18 protein-coding genes are annotated in these 15,457 nt (G+C 69.0%); 12 read left to right on the forward strand and 6 right to left on the reverse strand.

Annotated elements, in window-relative coordinates; all coding sequences use genetic code 11:
• The first annotated feature begins 10 nt into the window (after positions 1 to 10).
• Complete coding sequence (locus AB0L91_RS03290; protein ID WP_365007065.1) at positions 11 to 820, forward strand: nucleotidyltransferase domain-containing protein; 810 nt, start codon at positions 11 to 13, stop codon at positions 818 to 820.
• A 59-nt stretch (positions 821 to 879) separates the two neighbouring features.
• On the opposite strand, the gene AB0L91_RS03295 is transcribed toward AB0L91_RS03290, so the two are convergent.
• Positions 880 to 1,083 (reverse strand): cold-shock protein, encoded by a 204-nt coding sequence (locus AB0L91_RS03295; RefSeq protein ID WP_014987157.1) that lies wholly within the window; start codon positions 1,081 to 1,083, stop codon positions 880 to 882.
• Between the two features lie 408 nt (positions 1,084 to 1,491).
• Between AB0L91_RS03295 and AB0L91_RS03300 the strand changes: the two genes are divergently transcribed.
• Both AB0L91_RS03300 and AB0L91_RS03305 read left to right on the forward strand, forming a co-directional pair.
• Positions 1,492 to 2,274: an MHYT domain-containing protein gene (locus tag AB0L91_RS03300; protein WP_355282803.1), complete on the forward strand. Its 783-nt coding sequence runs from the start codon at positions 1,492 to 1,494 to the stop codon at positions 2,272 to 2,274.
• A 90-nt stretch (positions 2,275 to 2,364) separates the two neighbouring features.
• On the forward strand, positions 2,365 to 2,640 hold the full coding sequence (locus AB0L91_RS03305) for a hypothetical protein (protein WP_357344111.1): 276 nt from the start codon (positions 2,365 to 2,367) through the stop codon (positions 2,638 to 2,640).
• On the opposite strand, the gene AB0L91_RS03310 is transcribed toward AB0L91_RS03305, so the two are convergent.
• On the reverse strand, positions 2,637 to 2,840 hold the full coding sequence (locus tag AB0L91_RS03310; protein WP_365007066.1) for a cold-shock protein: 204 nt from the start codon (positions 2,838 to 2,840) through the stop codon (positions 2,637 to 2,639). The two genes, AB0L91_RS03305 and AB0L91_RS03310, sit on opposite strands and share 4 nt — an antisense overlap.
• Before the next feature lie 286 nt (positions 2,841 to 3,126).
• Between AB0L91_RS03310 and AB0L91_RS03315 the strand changes: the two genes are divergently transcribed.
• Entirely contained in the window at positions 3,127 to 4,416 is a 1,290-nt protein-coding gene (locus AB0L91_RS03315; protein ID WP_365007067.1) for a hypothetical protein, read from the forward strand.
• Here the strand turns inward: AB0L91_RS03315 and AB0L91_RS03320 are convergent.
• Positions 4,413 to 4,838, reverse strand: a complete 426-nt coding sequence (locus AB0L91_RS03320; protein WP_365007068.1) for an NUDIX domain-containing protein — start codon at positions 4,836 to 4,838, stop codon at positions 4,413 to 4,415. The genes AB0L91_RS03315 and AB0L91_RS03320 overlap by 4 nt on opposite strands.
• 65 nt (positions 4,839 to 4,903) lie before the next feature.
• On the opposite strand from AB0L91_RS03320, the gene AB0L91_RS03325 reads away from it, so the two are divergent.
• The 4 genes from AB0L91_RS03325 (at position 4,904) to AB0L91_RS03340 (ending at position 8,285) form a co-directional block, all read left to right on the forward strand.
• Entirely contained in the window at positions 4,904 to 5,548 is a 645-nt protein-coding gene (locus tag AB0L91_RS03325) for a hypothetical protein (protein WP_365007069.1), read from the forward strand.
• 33 nt (positions 5,549 to 5,581) lie between these two features.
• Positions 5,582 to 6,553, forward strand: coding sequence for an HNH endonuclease (locus tag AB0L91_RS03330; RefSeq protein WP_365007070.1), 972 nt, complete (start codon positions 5,582 to 5,584; stop codon positions 6,551 to 6,553).
• Between the two features lie 275 nt (positions 6,554 to 6,828).
• Positions 6,829 to 7,014: a hypothetical protein gene (locus tag AB0L91_RS03335; protein ID WP_355282778.1), complete on the forward strand. Its 186-nt coding sequence runs from the start codon at positions 6,829 to 6,831 to the stop codon at positions 7,012 to 7,014.
• Positions 7,011 to 8,285, forward strand: coding sequence for a hypothetical protein (locus AB0L91_RS03340; protein WP_355282775.1), 1,275 nt, complete (start codon positions 7,011 to 7,013; stop codon positions 8,283 to 8,285). The genes AB0L91_RS03335 and AB0L91_RS03340 overlap by 4 nt, the downstream gene beginning before the upstream one ends.
• A 28-nt stretch (positions 8,286 to 8,313) precedes the next feature.
• On the opposite strand, the gene AB0L91_RS03345 is transcribed toward AB0L91_RS03340, so the two are convergent.
• Complete coding sequence (locus tag AB0L91_RS03345; RefSeq protein ID WP_365007071.1) at positions 8,314 to 8,934, reverse strand: hypothetical protein; 621 nt, start codon at positions 8,932 to 8,934, stop codon at positions 8,314 to 8,316.
• Positions 8,935 to 9,229: 295 nt separating this feature from the next.
• Between AB0L91_RS03345 and AB0L91_RS03350 the strand changes: the two genes are divergently transcribed.
• The 3 genes from AB0L91_RS03350 (at position 9,230) to AB0L91_RS03360 (ending at position 11,257) form a co-directional block, all read left to right on the forward strand.
• Positions 9,230 to 10,441, forward strand: coding sequence for a hypothetical protein (locus AB0L91_RS03350; protein WP_365007072.1), 1,212 nt, complete (start codon positions 9,230 to 9,232; stop codon positions 10,439 to 10,441).
• A gap of 76 nt (positions 10,442 to 10,517) precedes the next feature.
• Positions 10,518 to 10,751, forward strand: coding sequence for a hypothetical protein (locus AB0L91_RS03355; protein WP_365007073.1), 234 nt, complete (start codon positions 10,518 to 10,520; stop codon positions 10,749 to 10,751).
• A gap of 113 nt (positions 10,752 to 10,864) precedes the next feature.
• On the forward strand, positions 10,865 to 11,257 hold the full coding sequence (locus AB0L91_RS03360; protein ID WP_365007074.1) for a hypothetical protein: 393 nt from the start codon (positions 10,865 to 10,867) through the stop codon (positions 11,255 to 11,257).
• A 1-nt stretch (position 11,258) separates the two neighbouring features.
• Here the strand turns inward: AB0L91_RS03360 and AB0L91_RS03365 are convergent, their stop codons facing one another.
• On the reverse strand, positions 11,259 to 12,215 hold the full coding sequence (locus AB0L91_RS03365) for a YafY family protein (protein WP_365007075.1): 957 nt from the start codon (positions 12,213 to 12,215) through the stop codon (positions 11,259 to 11,261).
• An 89-nt stretch (positions 12,216 to 12,304) separates the two neighbouring features.
• On the opposite strand from AB0L91_RS03365, the gene AB0L91_RS03370 reads away from it, so the two are divergent.
• Positions 12,305 to 12,838 (forward strand): DinB family protein, encoded by a 534-nt coding sequence (locus tag AB0L91_RS03370; RefSeq protein ID WP_365007076.1) that lies wholly within the window; start codon positions 12,305 to 12,307, stop codon positions 12,836 to 12,838.
• Here AB0L91_RS03370 and AB0L91_RS03375 read toward each other — a convergent pair.
• Positions 12,798 to 15,305, reverse strand: a complete 2,508-nt coding sequence (locus tag AB0L91_RS03375) for a tetratricopeptide repeat protein (RefSeq protein ID WP_365007077.1) — start codon at positions 15,303 to 15,305, stop codon at positions 12,798 to 12,800. The two genes, AB0L91_RS03370 and AB0L91_RS03375, sit on opposite strands and share 41 nt — an antisense overlap.
• Between the last annotated feature and the right edge of the window lie 152 nt (positions 15,306 to 15,457).

The raw sequence follows: 15,457 nt of genomic DNA on the forward strand, positions 1-15,457 counted from the left end.
CCATCAGCCCATGTCCTTGCGCACCGTCCCCGCCTCGATGGATCCGGCAGTCGTGGCCGCCGTCGACGCCGAGCTCGACCGGGTGGCGGCCGAGCACGGCGTGACGATTCGCCTGGCCATCGAAAGCGGTAGCCGGGCTTGGGGTTTCCCCTCGCCGGACTCCGATTACGACTGCCGTTTCGTCTACGTGGCGGGCCTCGAGACCTACCTGTCGCCGTGGTCGACCCGTGATGTCATCGAGACGCCGCTGGTCGGGCTGCTGGACGTGAACGGCTGGGATCTGGCCAAGGCGCTGCGCCTGCTGGTCCGGGGCAATGCCGTGCTGGTGGAGTGGCTGATGTCACCCATCGTCTACCGCGGCGACGAGGCGTTCCGCACCCGGCTGCGCGCGGTGGCCGAGGAGGTGGCCGATCGCGACCACATCGCCCGCCACTACCTGCACCTGGGCACCCGCCAGTGGGCGTTGTTCCAGCGCAACGGCGGTTTGAAGAAGGTGTTCTACGCGCTGCGCCCGGCGATGGCGCTGCGCTGGCTGCGCGAGCATCCCGGCGCCGCGGTGGCGCCGATGCACCTGCCGACCCTGCTGGCCCAGTGCGAGCTGCCCGTCGACCTGGTCGCCGCGATCGGCGAGCTGACGGCGCTCAAGTCCAGGACCAGGGAGATGGGGACGGGCGAGCCGCCGCGACTGATCACCGATTTCATCGCGGTCGAGTTCGAGCTGGCGACCGCGGAGTTCACCGCGCGCGGGCCGCGGGATCTGACGGCGGCACGAGCCGTGACCGACGAGTTCTTCCGCGCGGAGGCACTGGCCCCCAGATAGCAGAAACTCCGCACCTACCGGTGCGGAGCTTCACGTTCGTACGCTGGTCGAGCGCAGAATCAGAGGACGCGGACGTCCTGAGCCTGCGGGCCCTTCTGACCCTGACCGATCTCGAACTCCACACGCTGGCCCTCGTCGAGGGAGCGGAAGCCCGAGCCGCTAACAGCCGAGTAGTGCACGAAGACGTCGGGTCCGCCGCCGTCCTGCGCGATGAAGCCGAAGCCCTTCTCGCTGTTGAACCACTTCACAATGCCCTGAGCCATTTCAAAACCTTCTGTAGACGAGCCAGGTCCTAATAGTCCGGTCCCGGTCTCGGCTTCAACAATGCCATGATCCGACGAATTCCTCCACACCCGAGCTCGCGGACTGTGAGGAACCCAACCCGTGGTTGCTGCCACCTGGTGCTGTCACACAGCGGGCGCGCCGGGCAACGAGGTGGATGCTCGGCGTATGCCGAGGTAGTTGCGGCGCGGATGCCGGATTCCCACGGAAGCACTCACCAAACCGACTGGCACGGTTCACCATCGACACCTCTACGCGGCAGTGAGCCGTCACCGTCAGCATCCCTAGACATTTTCGAGAAACCTCGTACGGCAAATTTCCTACCAGCGTATTTTCCGAGATCGTGAGGGAGCACACACCTCGTGGAGAAATCACGCAAGGAGTAGACAGTGCTGGACATCAACCATTTCACCTACGGCTGGGTAACCCCACTGCTGGCGTATCTCATGTCGGTCCTCGGGTCGATGCTGGCACTGCGTTGCATGGTTCGCTCGCGCGCTTCCGGTAGTCACGGCGGCTGGCTCACCGCGGCCGCGATCGCCCTCGGCGGGACCGGAATCTGGGTCATGCATTTCATCGCGATGCTCGGTTTCTCCGTGCACGGCGCGACCATCCGCTACAACGTCCCGATCACCTTGTTCAGCGCCGCCGTGGCGATGGGCGTGGTGTGGCTCGGACTGTCGATCGTGGTGCGGCGCAGCTGGGACAGCGCGGCCCTCCCGGTGGGCGGGACGATCACCGGACTCGGGGTCGGCGCGATGCACTATTCCGGCATGTACGCGATGAAGACCGATATCGAGATCGTCTACGACCCGTTCGTGGTGGCCGTCTCGATGGTCATCGCCGTCGTCGCCTCCACGGCCGCGCTCTGGTTCGCGCTGCACATCCACGGCATCATCGCCACCATCGGCGCCGCCCTGCTGATGGGCGTCGCCGTCACCGGCATGCACTACACCGGCATGTTCTCGATGAGCGCGCACACCAGCGCCCACGTCGCCCATGCCACCGGCGCCACCGCCACCCAGCTGCTCACCCCGCTGATCATCGGCATCAGCATGGTCACCATGATCCTGCTCATGCAGGTCGGCATCACCGAGGCCGAGGACCCCAACCTGTCCCGGCCGGTGCACGGTCAGCGCGCGAGCCGTTTCTGGCCGAGCGGCCAGAACTAGGCCGAATCTGTCGTACCCGGTTGCGACACTGGGGAGGTAGAGAAAACCGGCTCGGGCCTCGGCTCGACCGCGTCGCACCGGGGGATCCACATGCTGTTCTTCATCATCGCGGCCGCGCTGTGCGCGGGTACCGGCACGCTGACCCTGTTCGCGGCCTCGTTCGCCGAATCCAGGGCGAACGACGCGCTGCTCGCCTCCCGAGCCGCGTCGAATTTCATCGGCGACGGAAATCCGACCAGCAGCTTCTTCGCCCTGCGCGCCCGTCACGACCGGCTACACCGGCTCAGCGCCCGGCTGCTGATCGTCAGCGCGATCGTCTGCCTGGCCGCGACCGGGTTCGCCGTCTATGCCGTCGGCGCCTACTAGACGACCCGCACGTGGTGCGCTTCCGGGCCGCGGCGGGTCTCCCTGACCCCGAATTCCACGCGCTGACCGGCCCGCAACGTGCGGAACCCCTCGCCGACGAGCTCGGTGTACTCCACGAACACCTCGGGCCCGCCCGTGTCGGGGGTGATGAACCCGAATCCCTTACCGCTGTCGAACCAGCTCACAACGCCGTTCGGCATCGACCGACCTTCCGAATCAATTACCTGACATGCAGATTCGTTCATCGTCGCATGCCGGTGCCCGCGAGTTGTAGCAGGGCGTCGGCGACCGTTCCCGTCCCGGCGACACCGCCCGCGCGCCACCCGGTCCACGACACGGCAGCGAGCGACCTCGCGCGCGCATCGGCCCTGGCTAGACTCCCTGCACAGGTCCGCCCGGACCGCCCGGTCGCGAGAACGGAGATTCGGTGCACGCCCCCATCGCGCGAGGCCCGAACACACCGCGACCACCCGTGCGGGCCGTCCGATGATCCGGCGGCCGACCGCCACCGAGATCCGGACCGCCGTCGAAGCGGTCACGGTGTTCGTGGCCGCCGCGGTCGCCGTCCTCGCCATCATGCTGCCGATCAGCTTCGCCGCCCTGGCCGAGTCGCGCCATGTCGACCTGCTGGTGTTCAACATCCCGCGCGCGATGACCGGCGGCGCGTTCGTCGCGGTCATCACCGCCGCGGTCACCGTCGCCGTCGGCAGCGTGCGCACCGCCAAATGGACGGCGCAGGTCGCGCTCGCGGGGATTCTGCTGAGCCATCTGGTCCTGGCGCGCAACGTCGACAGCACGCATTTCACCGGCCTGTCCTTACCGACACTGAACTTCCTCGACGCCCTGCTCGCCGGAATGGCGGTGGGCGCCTTGGCCATCGCGGTCTGGCCGAGCCCACTGCTGCGCACGGTGTACTTGTTCGCCGTGCCCGCCGCGACCGTGCTGGGCGACCTCACCGAGGCACCCACCGACCAGACCTCGGCCGGGTTCGACGGTGTCCTCGCCGGCTCGCTGCCGCTGTGGTTCATCGCGGCCACCGTGCTCGCCCTCGGTTATTTCGCGGCGACCACCACCACCCCGCCGCGCTCGGTTCTCGACACCGCGATCCCGCTGGCCCCCGTGTTCGCCGCCGTCATCGCCTTCTCGGTGATCCTGGCGACGTCACTGGCGCTGGCGGTCCGCGAGATCACCGTCCCGTACGTGCTCGCCGGCGCGATCGTGGTCGTGGCAGCCGCGACAGCGTCGGCGCTGATCCTGCCCGACCGCGACGGTGTCCTGCTCCTGCTGATGACCACGTTCGCCGTGGCGGGCAGCCTCGTCATCCCGCTCCCCCGCTCCGGCCTGGTCGACCTGGCCACCATGATCGCCCTCGGCGCCGGGCTCCTGCTCGGTCTGCGCGCGCCCCGCGCGATCATCGCCGCGCTCACCGTGGTCGCGCTGTCGGTATTCGTGCTGGCCACCGACCTCCTCGACCCGCCCGCCGCGCTCAACGCCGCCGTCGGCTGCCTGGCACTGGGCGCGGTGTGCGGGTACTGCGTCGGCTCCGCGGTTCCGCGGAGTCCCACCTCCGCCGTCGTCGGCCTGTCGATCCTGTTCGTGCCATCGCTCGGCGTGGCCTTGAGCGACGACAAATTCGGCCACCTGGCCTACTCCCCGTCGTGGTACCGCACCGCCGACGTCGACCGCGGTCCGATCCCCGCGACGGCGGCGATCGGCATCGCCCTCGCCTCCACCGCGGCGATCGTGCTGCTACAGCGCCGCCGACCCGCCGCCTAGTTCCACCCCAATTCGGAGAACACCCGCCCGCTCAACGCCGCCCGCACCCCGACCGCGCAGTACTCCACGATCTCCGCAGGCAACGCCGCCGGATCGAACCACCGCAGTTCCGAACATTTCCCCGGCTCCCGATTGACGACCTCCCCACCCCAGCGCCGCACGGTGAAGAACAGTTGCACCCGCTCGTCGCTGTGCAACACATGCGCGAATTCCACCTCCCGCGCGTCGATCTCGACCCCCACCTCCTCGCGCGCCTCCCTGATCAACCCCGCGACGGCCGACTCCCCCGCCTCCAGATGCCCCGCGGGCACATGGAACAACCCGTCCCCGAACCCGGTATCGCGCCTGCGCCCCAACAGCACTCGCCCCTCCCCGTCGAGCAGAACCAGATGCACCCCGACCAACACCCGATACTTGTCCACGAATTCACCCTACCGAGATGCCGAGACCACCCCTGTCACAGCCGGATTCGGGGTACAACCGGTACATGAGTTTCCCGGTGACCTTCGGGTTCGCCCAGATCGGCCTGCTCGCCCTGCTCGCACTCGCCGTAGCCCTGCTCGTCTCGGCAGTCCTCGCGGCCCGCCGCCGCGGCGGCCTCACATCCGTCCTCGGCCGCGGCGTCCCCGGCCTGGCCCTGCTCCTCGTCGCCACCCTCCTGCTCTGGATCGCCACCCTCCTGCAGACCTACCTGGGCCTGTCCGGCGAGATCACCGCCGCCCACGTCGTCGCGAAACCCGTTGCCGGCCAGTCCGACCAGCTCGACCTCGAACTCACCCTCTTCGACGACGACGGCGCCGTCGACACCCGCACCACCCACCGCGTCGAAGGCAACCTCTGGGCCCTGCAAGCCAACATCGTCGAACTCCACCCCTGGGTCAACGCACTCGGCTTCCACTCCGGCTACAAGATCACCCGCCTCTACGGCCAGCGCCTCGACGGCAAAGCCACCACCCAGGACCACATCATGCTCAACGGCAGCGACCGAGACTTCTTCGAAGACATGAACACCGGCACCTGGTACACCTCCCCCTTCGTCAAATCCGCCTACGGCAACGCCGTCATCGCCACCCCCGGCGAATACGACGTCCTCATCTCCCACGACGCCATCAAAGTCAGGGCGACGAACTGACGCCATCCGGTCGCAATGTGGCAAACTTCCGGTGTGGACCTCGAGGCAGAGCTAGCATTTCGCGAACAAATCTTCAATCAGTTGGCAGAACAGCTCGCCGTAAAGCCGGTTCTGCAGCGTCGCGATCTGGAGTATTTCGAACTCGATGGTGCGCATCGCAGGATTGCAGATCGAAGCAAGGGGATCTGGAACCCGCGGGACCTCATGGCCACGCTGTCCATCCTGTCGACGCCGGATAGTAGCTATCCGGATGTAGATCTGGGAGATGGACTGTTCGCGTATGCGTACCGCGAGGGGTCCACCGACGGTGACAACGCTAAGCTACGCAGAGCATTCGAGCTGAAACTCCCGCTCATCTGGCACCGCGGATTCAAGGACCGGTCAGCGGTCCGCTACAGGCCCGTGTTTCCGGTCCACATCGTCGAGGACGACCCCGAGAACCGTCGAGTCATCATCTCTCTCGATACCGAAGGTGAGCCCATCGACCTCGATGGACTCATCGATGACCCGGAGATCAAGAAACAGTACTCGGTAGAAAAGAAGCGGCGTCGGCTGCATCAGCGAAAATTCCGAAGTCGACTGCTGGTTGCCTACCAGTGGCGATGCGCTGTATGCCGATTGGATTTTCCGCCTCTGCTGGATGGCGCGCATATCATCGGTGATACCGAATCCGACGGCAATCCCGTGGTCGACAACGGGCTGGCCCTCTGCAAAATCCACCACGCCGCATATGATGCGGACCTTCTGGGCATCTCCCCCGACTACCGAGTGCACATCAGCGCGGCATTGAGAGAATCCACCGACAGCGGACCGGTCATCGCCCACGGGTTCCGTGAACTCGATGGCCACCCCTTGGCGGTACTACCGGACCAGGAATCTCACCGGCCGTCTAAGGATCGCCTTGGACTCCGGTTCGAGCGCTTCGCCGGCAACATCGATGTGGCGTGGCTGAGCCACCCGGTACAGACGAGCCTCGCTTCACCAGGCGACGACGAGGTCGACTGACGAGACCCCCTACGTGGCTGTCGAAGCCGCCTCATTCACGTGCGTGATCAGCTGAACCATGAGCCAGAACAGCCATTCTGGCGATGTCAAGAGGCGAATCCCGCGAGAACATCGTCGGTGGGACGTCGGTTCACATGTATTCGTGCCGTTGTTTTCGTTGCTGTGCACAGATATTCGCGAAGTTGTGGTCGGGGGTGGGGGGAGGCGGCATGCTCGGTGGGGAGTTCGCGTTACCCAGGAGTCACATGATGAGTCGAAGTGACCGTGAGGGTGGCGTGCCCGCGACGCTGCCTTCGCTACAGAGTTTGCCCGCCGACGAGGCTCGGGATCTGTTCGAGTTGATGCGGGCGGCGGTGACGTTCGAGGCGAAGGCGCTGGACAAGTCGATCGACTCGATGTTGGGGGCGTTGCCGCGGCCGTTTCGCGCGGTGACGAAGAAGATCATGTTCGGCGGCAGATGACGGATCTGACGACGCGGGCGCAGTTGATCCTGCTGGCTCGCACGCTGCATGTGCATCCTCAGCGGGTGCAGCATCTGCGGTATCTGGGGGCCGATCGGCTGCACGAGTTGCAGCAGCAGATCGCGGGGGTGCTGTTCGATCAGCACACCGAGACGTTTCGGCGGATCAGCGCGCTGGTGCCGTTCATTCCGCTGTCGATCTCGATTCCGCTGGTACAGCGGCTGGTTCCGCCGATGACGACCGGGCGGGCGGCGGGGTCGGTGGGGGTGGAGCATCCGGTCAAGGCCGCGGAGACGTTGATGATGCTGGATCCGGGGTACGCGGCGGATTGCGCGCCCTATCTGGATCCGCGGGCCATCGCGCAGCTGGCGGACGTGGCGCCGCCGGGGCCGGTGGTGGAGATCGTCAACGAGCTGCTGCGGCGGTGTGACTACGTGACGGCGGGGCCGTTCCTGTCCTGTGCCACACCGGAGTTGATCGCCGCGGTCGAGGCCGACGTGCAGGACGACGCGGGGCTGATCCACTCGGCGGCGTACTCCTACGACTCCGACATCCTGAGCTCGGTCATCCGGCAGTTGCTCGATGGGCCGCATCGGCGGATCCCGCGAATGGCGCAGGCGGTGATGGCGGGGCGGCCCGCGCTGCAGCACGCGGCGCTGTCGGTGTTCTCGCGGTGCGCGCCGGATGTGATCAGCCGGGTCGGTGACGTGCTGTTCGGCAGCGCCTCGCAGCGGGAGGTCGCCAATCTGGTGCGGAACGCGATCGAGGTGGGGGCGGTGCCCGAGTTCCTCACGGTGGTCGGGCATCTCACGCCGCTCGGGCTGTGGACGCTGGTGGGGAATCCGGTGTTCGGTGATCCGGGGGTGGGGGTCGGGCTGGTCGCGCCGCTCGACGATCGCAGTGACGTGGGGAGCTGGCGGGGGCTGTTCGTGTTGATGTCGCGGATGGACGAGACCATTCGGGGTGTCGTCGGGTACGCGCTGGCGGCGCTGTCGGACGCGACGGTCGCGGAGTTGCCCGCGCACGCCACCGAGACCGGGTCCTGGCCCGCGCTGCTCGATCTAGTCGCGGTGTCGGGGGCGGACGCGCAGGGGCGGTTCGGCGCGGTGTGGTCGGATCTGGTGCCGGAGCGGCGGGCGCATCTGCATCGGTGCATCCACGAGCACCACTACGACACCCGGCTGGCCGACATCACGGCCGCGGTGGATCCGGTCGCGGTGGATCAGCTGTTCTTCCGGCGGCGGCGGATGCAGCGGTATCGCAACGGCTGAGGGTGAGTCACCCTCAGCCGCGGCGAACCTATGACGGCGCAGGCGGTGCGGATACCTGGGGAGCCGGTTCGAACGCCTGCTGGGCGTGCGGAAGCTCCCCAGGATTCGGCTCTACCCCAGGTGGCAACCATGCCTTGTTGCCCGGCGGGAGTTCACCTCCGCGCACTCCGAGGTCACTCCTCGCGCACTCGTAGAACTCGTTGCGCAACTGACCCATCTCTTCGTACCTGCGCACATACTCGCCATGCGTCATGGCGGCGCCCATGGCGACGTAGCCGAGTTCCCAGGCCGCTTTGTTCCAGCGGCGGGCCGCCGCGACAGCCTCCGGAGAACCCACCAACAGGACGATCTCCCACTTCAGCGACTTCTCCGAATCCGCCTCCGCGAGCACACGCAGCCCCTCGTCCAGGTCGATCGGCTGGCCGGCATACGGAAATCCATGAGCGGCACACATTCGCTGGGAGATCAGCGCATAGTGCTTGAGAGCGTGGGCGAACTCGTTGTAGGCGACCAGCCTCCGGTCGTCCCACTTGCTCTGCTCCGCCCGGCGCCAGCGGGAACGCTCTGTCCAGGAGGTGAATGCAAAGGTGGCACCCGCACCGACCAGTACACCTGTCATCGTAAGCAACTGCTGTACAACGGGATTCACTCCCCCATCATGCCGTCCCCTCAGTTGTCACGCCACGACATGCGGCTGCGGAAAGGACTCACCTCGCGCATCCTGAAGGGGTCACGTTCGCCTGGTTTCGCTCCCGCAGGGCACGCGAACCCGAGCTACCGCACTGTCGCAGCATTGTGGCTACAGGATTCGTGGCTTCGTGTAGTCGGTCGCCGCTCGGGGTAACTGGGTAGGGGCGGCGGGCTCTCTCGCGGGATCGGTGGACAGGACAGCTGGGCGGATTCGGGAGAGGGTGGGGTCGACCGGAAACAGCGAGGAGGAGCGGATGTACAGGGTTGCCGATCAGCGGCCGGCCAGTGGGGGGACGGCCGTGGTGGCGGCGGTGCTCGCACTGCTCGGGGGGATCGCCGGGGCGGTGGGGGTGGTGTTCGGTCTGTACAAGATGGTGCGGAGTGAGACCGGGGTGTTCGGGTGGGGGATCGCGCCGGGGTGGGTGTCGGTGGTGTCCGGGGCGACCTTGCTGATCGACGTGCTGTCCGTGGTGGCGCTGTTGGTGGGGGCGATTCTGGTGTTCCGGCGGCGTGCGGCGGGGCCGACGCTGGTGGTGCTGGGGAGCGCCGGGACGGTGGGCGCGTATGTGGTGACGGCGATCTCGACCGCCGTTCAGCTGATCCAGTACGACCTGCCGATCGGGCGGCATATCGACGTGGTGCTGGGCCAGTCGGTGTTCAACGGGCTGTACTCGATGGAACGCAACCTGCCGTGGGTGGTGTCGGTGCTGCTGTTGGTGTTTCCCGTGGCGACGTTTGTGCTCGCGGTGTTGCCGTCGACCAAGCGGTGGTGCAAGGGGGGCGCGGCGCAGCGGCCGCCTGGTGGGGCGTGGGCGCCGGGGATGGTGCCGGTGGCCGGTGCGCCTGGCCGAGCCGGGCCGGGCGCACCGCAGCACGCGCTCCATGGCCACCTTCCTGGGGCTCAGTTCGTCGGCGGTGCACCGCATCCCGGGATGCGGCCGGTCCTCGATGCGCCTCATCCGGGCGGGCAGCAGACGCCGGGCACTCCGTATCCGAGCGCCCAACCCGCACTTGGTGCGCCCTACGCGGGTGCTCAACCCACACCCGGCGCGCCCTACGCGGGCGCTCAACCCACACCCGGTGCACCGTACGCGGGCGCTCAACCCACACCTGGCGCGCCGTACGCGGGCGCCCAACCTACACCCGGTGCACCGTACGCGGGTGCTCAACCCACACCCGGCGCGCCCTACGCGGGCGCTCACCCCGCGCCCGGTGCACCCTCCATAGGCGCCCAAGCCGCACCGGGTGCCCCCTACGCGGTCGCCCACCCCGCGCCCGGTGCACCCTCCGTCGGGGCCCAACCCGCATCGGACGCGCCTAGGCCGGACGCGCAGGCGCCTTATCCCAGCGCACCGCTGAGTCCCGACGCGCAGCGTCCGGACAGCTCGTCACCGAATCAGGGCCCGCCGCAGGGGCATCGCGTGCCCCAGCAGGATCATCGTCCGCAGGATGGCTACCGGGCCTGACAGATCAGGGCACGACAGCGGCGGGAATCCGGGGCAGGGTGTAGGCCTGCGAGATCTGGTTCGAAAGGATTCACCTGTGAGCTCGAAACAACCCCACCGTCGCCTGCTCCGACTCGCGCTGACCGGCGCGTTCCTCGCCCTCCCGCTCGTCGGTATCGCCGGTCCGGCCGACGCGCAGGCGCCCGCCGCTGCCGAGTTCGTCGACCGCGGTTGGCACGACCACGACAACGGGCTGCATCCGGGGCACAGCCCGCTGCGGAAGTGGCTGCACCAAATGCTGCCGCACGGTGCGTTCGGTAGCTGCGACTGAGCGATCGGGGACCGTCCTCCGGGTGGGGACGGGCCCCGTCCGCCGTGGAATTGCCAGCGGCGGTGCGGGATATCCAGAATGAGCGCATCATCTCGATGCGAGGAGTTCTGGTAGTGACACGCGGGCCGTTGGTCTTCGTCGGTGCCGCGGTGGCGGCCTTCTGTGGCGCGGTCGGCGCGCTCGTCGCCGCGGACTCCCTGCTGGGCGAGCGGCAACGCGCGTTGCTCGCGGCGCACTGCGCGACCGTGGTCGACGTTCCCGGCGGGGCGGTGCTGCTGAACTCCCTCGGGGCCGGGTTGCTGCTCGGCACCGTGGTGCTGCTGGCCGGGCTGATCGTGGCGCTGACCCGCGTCCCCGCGCGGTGGAAGCCGGGGGCGATCACGGTGGCCTGCCTCGCGCTCGTCGGGGTCGGTGTGTACGCGACGCTGGTGACGGTCGCGACGATCTCGCCCGACGCCACCGAGCCCGGCTCCGCCGACTATCACCCCTGCGCGACCAGGGCCTGAGCTAGAACGCGGCGCTGAACCGCGCTCCCCATTCCGCCACTCGCTCGATCAGTTCCGGCGGGCCGAGGACACGGAACTCGGCCGCCACCTTGCCCAGCAACAGCATCGGCCAGTCGAGGTTGTCGACGGTCATCTCGATGTGGGTGCGGTCGGCGGGCAGGGCGGTGACGACGCACCAGCGGCCGACGCGGGCGTGCACGTCGAGGGCGGGCGCTTCGATCTCGGCGGTGACGGTGTAACCCGTTCGGCGGGAACCGATCCCCGCGCGGACGAACTCCGCGGCGTCGGGGGCGGGCAGCTCGCGGGGACGGAACCGGACGCCGGTGGCGCGCGAGGCGCTGAGGCGGTCGACACGGAAGTTGCGCCAGTCGTGGCGGGTCAGGTCGTAGGCGACGAGATACCAGCGGCGGCCCAGCGAGACCAGGCGGTGCGGTTCGACCTCGCGGGTGCTGGTGCGGCCGTCGGCGGCGGTGTAGGTGAAGGTGAGGCGTTCCTCGCCGCGGCAGGTCAGCGCGAGGTCGGTGAGGACGGCCGGGTCGACGTCGGAGAGCGGGACGGCGTTCCAGCCGGTGGAGACGGTCATCGCGCGCAACGCGTCCACCCGGCGGCGCAGGCGGGTCGGCAGGACGGTGACGAGCTTGGCCAGGGCGCGGATCGACGGCTCGGCCAGGCCGTCGCCCGCGCCCTGCGACCCGGCTTGCAGGCAGACGGTGATGGCGACGGCTTCGTCGTCGTCGAGGACCAGCGGCGGGAGCGCGGCGCCCGCCGCGAGCTGGTAGCCGCCGTCGACGCCGGGACGGGCGTCCACCGGATAGCCGAGGTCGCGCAGCCGGTCGATGTCGCGACGCAGGGTGCGTGGCGAAACACCCAGCCGGTCGGACAGTTCCGTGCCCGGCCAGTAGCGGTGGGTCTGCAACAACGACAGCAGACGGAGGGTGCGTGCGCTCGTATCGGCCATGTTTTTCATTCTCGCGCACATTGCGGACAGAAAGTGACCGCAATGGGTTCTACCTTGGTTTTCATACCGACAACGAAGGGAATCCGCTCATGACCACCACCGCCGACACCCTCCTCGACGCCGAGCGCTCCGACCTGCTGGAGATGCTGGCCAAGCACCGCTTCTTCCTGCGGTTCACCACCCGTGAGCTGACCGACGAGCAGGCCCGGACGCGGACCACCGCCAGCGAGCTGACCCTGGGCGGGTTGATCAAGCACGTGGCGGCGGTGGAGGCGAACTGGGCGACGTTCATCATCGACGGGCCCGAGGCCGCGCCCGATTTCTCCGCGATGACCGAGGAGGAGATCGCCGCGTGGGGCGACGCCTTCGTCCTGCGGCCGGACGAGACCCTCGCGGGCGTGCTGGCCGAGTACGAGCGGGTGGCCGCGCGCACCGACGAACTGGTGCGCACGCTGCCCGACCTGAACGTGACTCAGCCGCTGCCGCAGGCGCCCTGGTTCGAGCCCGGCGGACGCTGGAGCGCGCGCCGGGTGTTCATGCACATCATGACCGAGACCGCGCAGCACTCCGGCCACGCGGACATCATCCGGGAATCCCTCGACGGGGCGAAGTCGATGGGCTGAGCTCGGACTGGATGGCCTCGGCCGCCGCGCGATGCTCGGCGGCCGCGTCCGGGTCGGTCGGTTCGAGGACCTCGGCGATGCCCTGGTGGGCCAGCGCCTCCTCGAGCCGGTAGCCGAGTCTCGGCGCCAGCTCCAGGGTGTGGCGATGCAGGCGCAGCGCCTCCTCGGGCAGGCCGGCGAGGCGGCAGGTTTCGGCGTAGCCGTTGAGGAAGTGGATCTTCCAGTGCTCCTCGAACAGGTCGTCGAGCAGGGCGAACGCCTCGCGATGGCTGGCCAGGGCCGCCTCGTAGCGGCCCATCCGGCGCAGCGCGACCCCCTGACAGTTCAGGCCCCACGCCTCGTTGTGCTTGTGGCCGTCGGCGCGGGCCAGGGCCAGCGCGCTGCTCAGGTGCTCGAGCGCTTCCTCCGGCTCGTCGGCGGCGATGGCCACCCCGAGGGTGATCTGGGCCTGCAGCGACGGCGGCCAGGACGGGTCGCCCGCGGGGAGCTCCAGTGCCTCGCGGGCCAGGGCCGCGGCTTGTTCGCGATGGCCCAATTGCAGAACGGCCCAGGCCTCGCTGGCGATGGCGTCGGCGGCGCTCATCGGGCACCCGCTGTCGGCGTAGAGGTCGCGGGCCTCGCGGAACAGTTCCAGCGGTTCCTCGGTATCGCCTTCGTCCCAGCGCAGGTGGGCGCAGCGCATGGTCAGCTCGGCGCGCGGCAGCGGGTCGCCCGCGGCCGCGATCAGCGGGGCCGCGGCGGCGTAGGCGGCGGCCGCCTCACTCATCCGGCCCGCGTTGTAGCGGGCGAAACCGAGGTCGCTGTGCGCCTCGGCGAGCTGTCGTGGATCACCGAGATGCTCTGCGGCGGTGAGGGATTGCTCGAACAGCGCGTTGAGATGGGTGGTGCCGCAGCGCCGGGCGAAGAACGCGCGCATGAAGCGCGGCAGCTCGCACACATGGACATTCGCGCCCACCTCGACGGCCGCGTAGAACACCGCCATCAGGTTGGTGTACTCGGAGACGAACCAGAAGAACGCGGCGTCGCGGTGCGGGAACACCGGTAGCTCAGCCGGGGGCGAGCCCGCCGAGACCGGGCGGGTCGGCGACAGGAACGGCATCGCGGCGTCGGCGGCGGCCGCGGTGTGCACGTAGTAGTCGAGGATCCGGCCAAGCGCGCGCTCGCGATCGGCGTCGGAATCCTGCTCGGAACTCGCGTGCCTGGCGTGCTGACGGACCAGATCGTGCAGGCGGTAGCGGCCCTCGGCCGGCTGCTGGACCAGGTGCGCGTCGAGCAGATCCTCGAGCATGGCACGCGCCGTGCGCAGCGGCACATCGGCGACCGCGGCGGCGACATAGTCGGTGAAGGTGGATCCCGGGATCAGGCCGAGCAGGCGGAACAGCCTGCGCTGATCGCGGTTGAGCTGGCGCACCGACATGCCGAACGCGGTGTCGAATTCGGTGGCGCCCTCGGCCATTCGCTCGACGAGGATGCCGACCGACCAGCCAGGACGATGCCGCAGCCGGGCCGCGGCCAGCCGCAGCGCCAGCGGCAGATTGCCGCACAGCCGCAGCACCTCGGCGGCCTGCTCCGGTTCCCGCGCGAGCCTGCCGTCGGGTCCGCGCGCGTCACCGCTCGCCCGGACCAGCAGTTCCGCGCTCTCCTCCGCCGTGAGCACATCGAGGGTCACCGGCGGCACCTCGTCGAGCTCGAGCAGCCGATTGCGGCTGGTGATGATGGCGACCGACGCGCCCGCGCCCGGCAGCAGCTGGCTGACCTGCGCGGCGTCGGCCACATTGTCGAGCACGACCACCGCCCGCAACCGGGCCAGCTCCGAGCGCCAGCACGCCGCCCGCAGCTCGACCCCGCCGTCCTGCGGCACCTTCTCCGAGGGCACCTGCAGGGCGGCCAGCAGGGCGCGCAGCGCGGCGTCGGGGTCCAGCGGCTGGCGGCCGTCGGTGAAGCCGTGCAGGTCGAGATAGAGCTGGGCGTCGGGATATTCGGCGGTCAGCTGGTGCGCGGCGTGCACGGCCAGGGAGGTCTTGCCGACCCCGGCCATCCCGTCGATGGCGACCACCCGGTCGGACCGGACGGCGGCCAGCACGTCGGCCATGGCCTGTTCGCGGCCGGTGAAGTCGGGGACGTCGCGGGGCAGGTCGTTGCGCGGCGGCGGCGGGGCGTCGGCGGGCGGGCTCGGCGGGGCGACCTGGCGGCTCGTCTTCGGCGGCGCGGGCAGCGGGTTGTTGGCGCGCTCCCACAGCGGGCGCAGCGGGCGCGGATCGCGTTTGACCAGGCGGCACAGTTCCAGCACGGCGGGCCACGGCGGCACCGTCTGCCCGCTGAGGTAGCGCGACAGCGACGACGAGCTCAGCCCGGTGTCGCGGGCCAGCGCGCGCACGCCGCGGCCCGACAGCTCCTGGATCAGGCGCAGGCGCGCCGCGAGCTCGTCCTGCGGGTAGACCCTTGCCGTCTGCTGCTGCACAACCACCGTTTCCCACTCCGTTGTCCCGGCCCGGATCACCGAGTTTCCCGATGACAATCAGGAGGTCAGGGCCGTTTTCCGCTGTCCCACAGTGTCCCACAGCCATCGTGTTCCGGCGCACGACGGGCTGTTATTGGTTCACACCGCAAGCAGCGGAG

Source organism: Nocardia sp. NPDC051833 (genome assembly GCF_040681225.1).
Taxonomy (GTDB): domain Bacteria; phylum Actinomycetota; class Actinomycetes; order Mycobacteriales; family Mycobacteriaceae; genus Nocardia.

What these genes read in the sequence shown, in the direction of transcription:
- AB0L91_RS03310 (WP_365007066.1), bottom strand. Translation starts at nt 2,840, where the DNA reads ATGCCGAACGGCGTTGTGAGCTGGTTCGACAGCGGTAAGGGATTCGGG.
- AB0L91_RS03340 (WP_355282775.1), top strand. Translation starts at nt 7,011, where the DNA reads ATGACGGATCTGACGACGCGGGCGCAGTTGATCCTGCTGGCTCGCACG.
- AB0L91_RS03305 (WP_357344111.1), top strand. Translation starts at nt 2,365, where the DNA reads ATGCTGTTCTTCATCATCGCGGCCGCGCTGTGCGCGGGTACCGGCACG.
- AB0L91_RS03350 (WP_365007072.1), top strand. Translation starts at nt 9,230, where the DNA reads ATGTACAGGGTTGCCGATCAGCGGCCGGCCAGTGGGGGGACGGCCGTG.
- AB0L91_RS03370 (WP_365007076.1), top strand. Translation starts at nt 12,305, where the DNA reads ATGACCACCACCGCCGACACCCTCCTCGACGCCGAGCGCTCCGACCTG.
- AB0L91_RS03295 (WP_014987157.1), bottom strand. Translation starts at nt 1,083, where the DNA reads ATGGCTCAGGGCATTGTGAAGTGGTTCAACAGCGAGAAGGGCTTCGGC.
- AB0L91_RS03315 (WP_365007067.1), top strand. Translation starts at nt 3,127, where the DNA reads ATGATCCGGCGGCCGACCGCCACCGAGATCCGGACCGCCGTCGAAGCG.
- AB0L91_RS03290 (WP_365007065.1), top strand. Translation starts at nt 11, where the DNA reads ATGTCCTTGCGCACCGTCCCCGCCTCGATGGATCCGGCAGTCGTGGCC.
- AB0L91_RS03325 (WP_365007069.1), top strand. Translation starts at nt 4,904, where the DNA reads ATGAGTTTCCCGGTGACCTTCGGGTTCGCCCAGATCGGCCTGCTCGCC.
- AB0L91_RS03365 (WP_365007075.1), bottom strand. Translation starts at nt 12,215, where the DNA reads ATGGCCGATACGAGCGCACGCACCCTCCGTCTGCTGTCGTTGTTGCAG.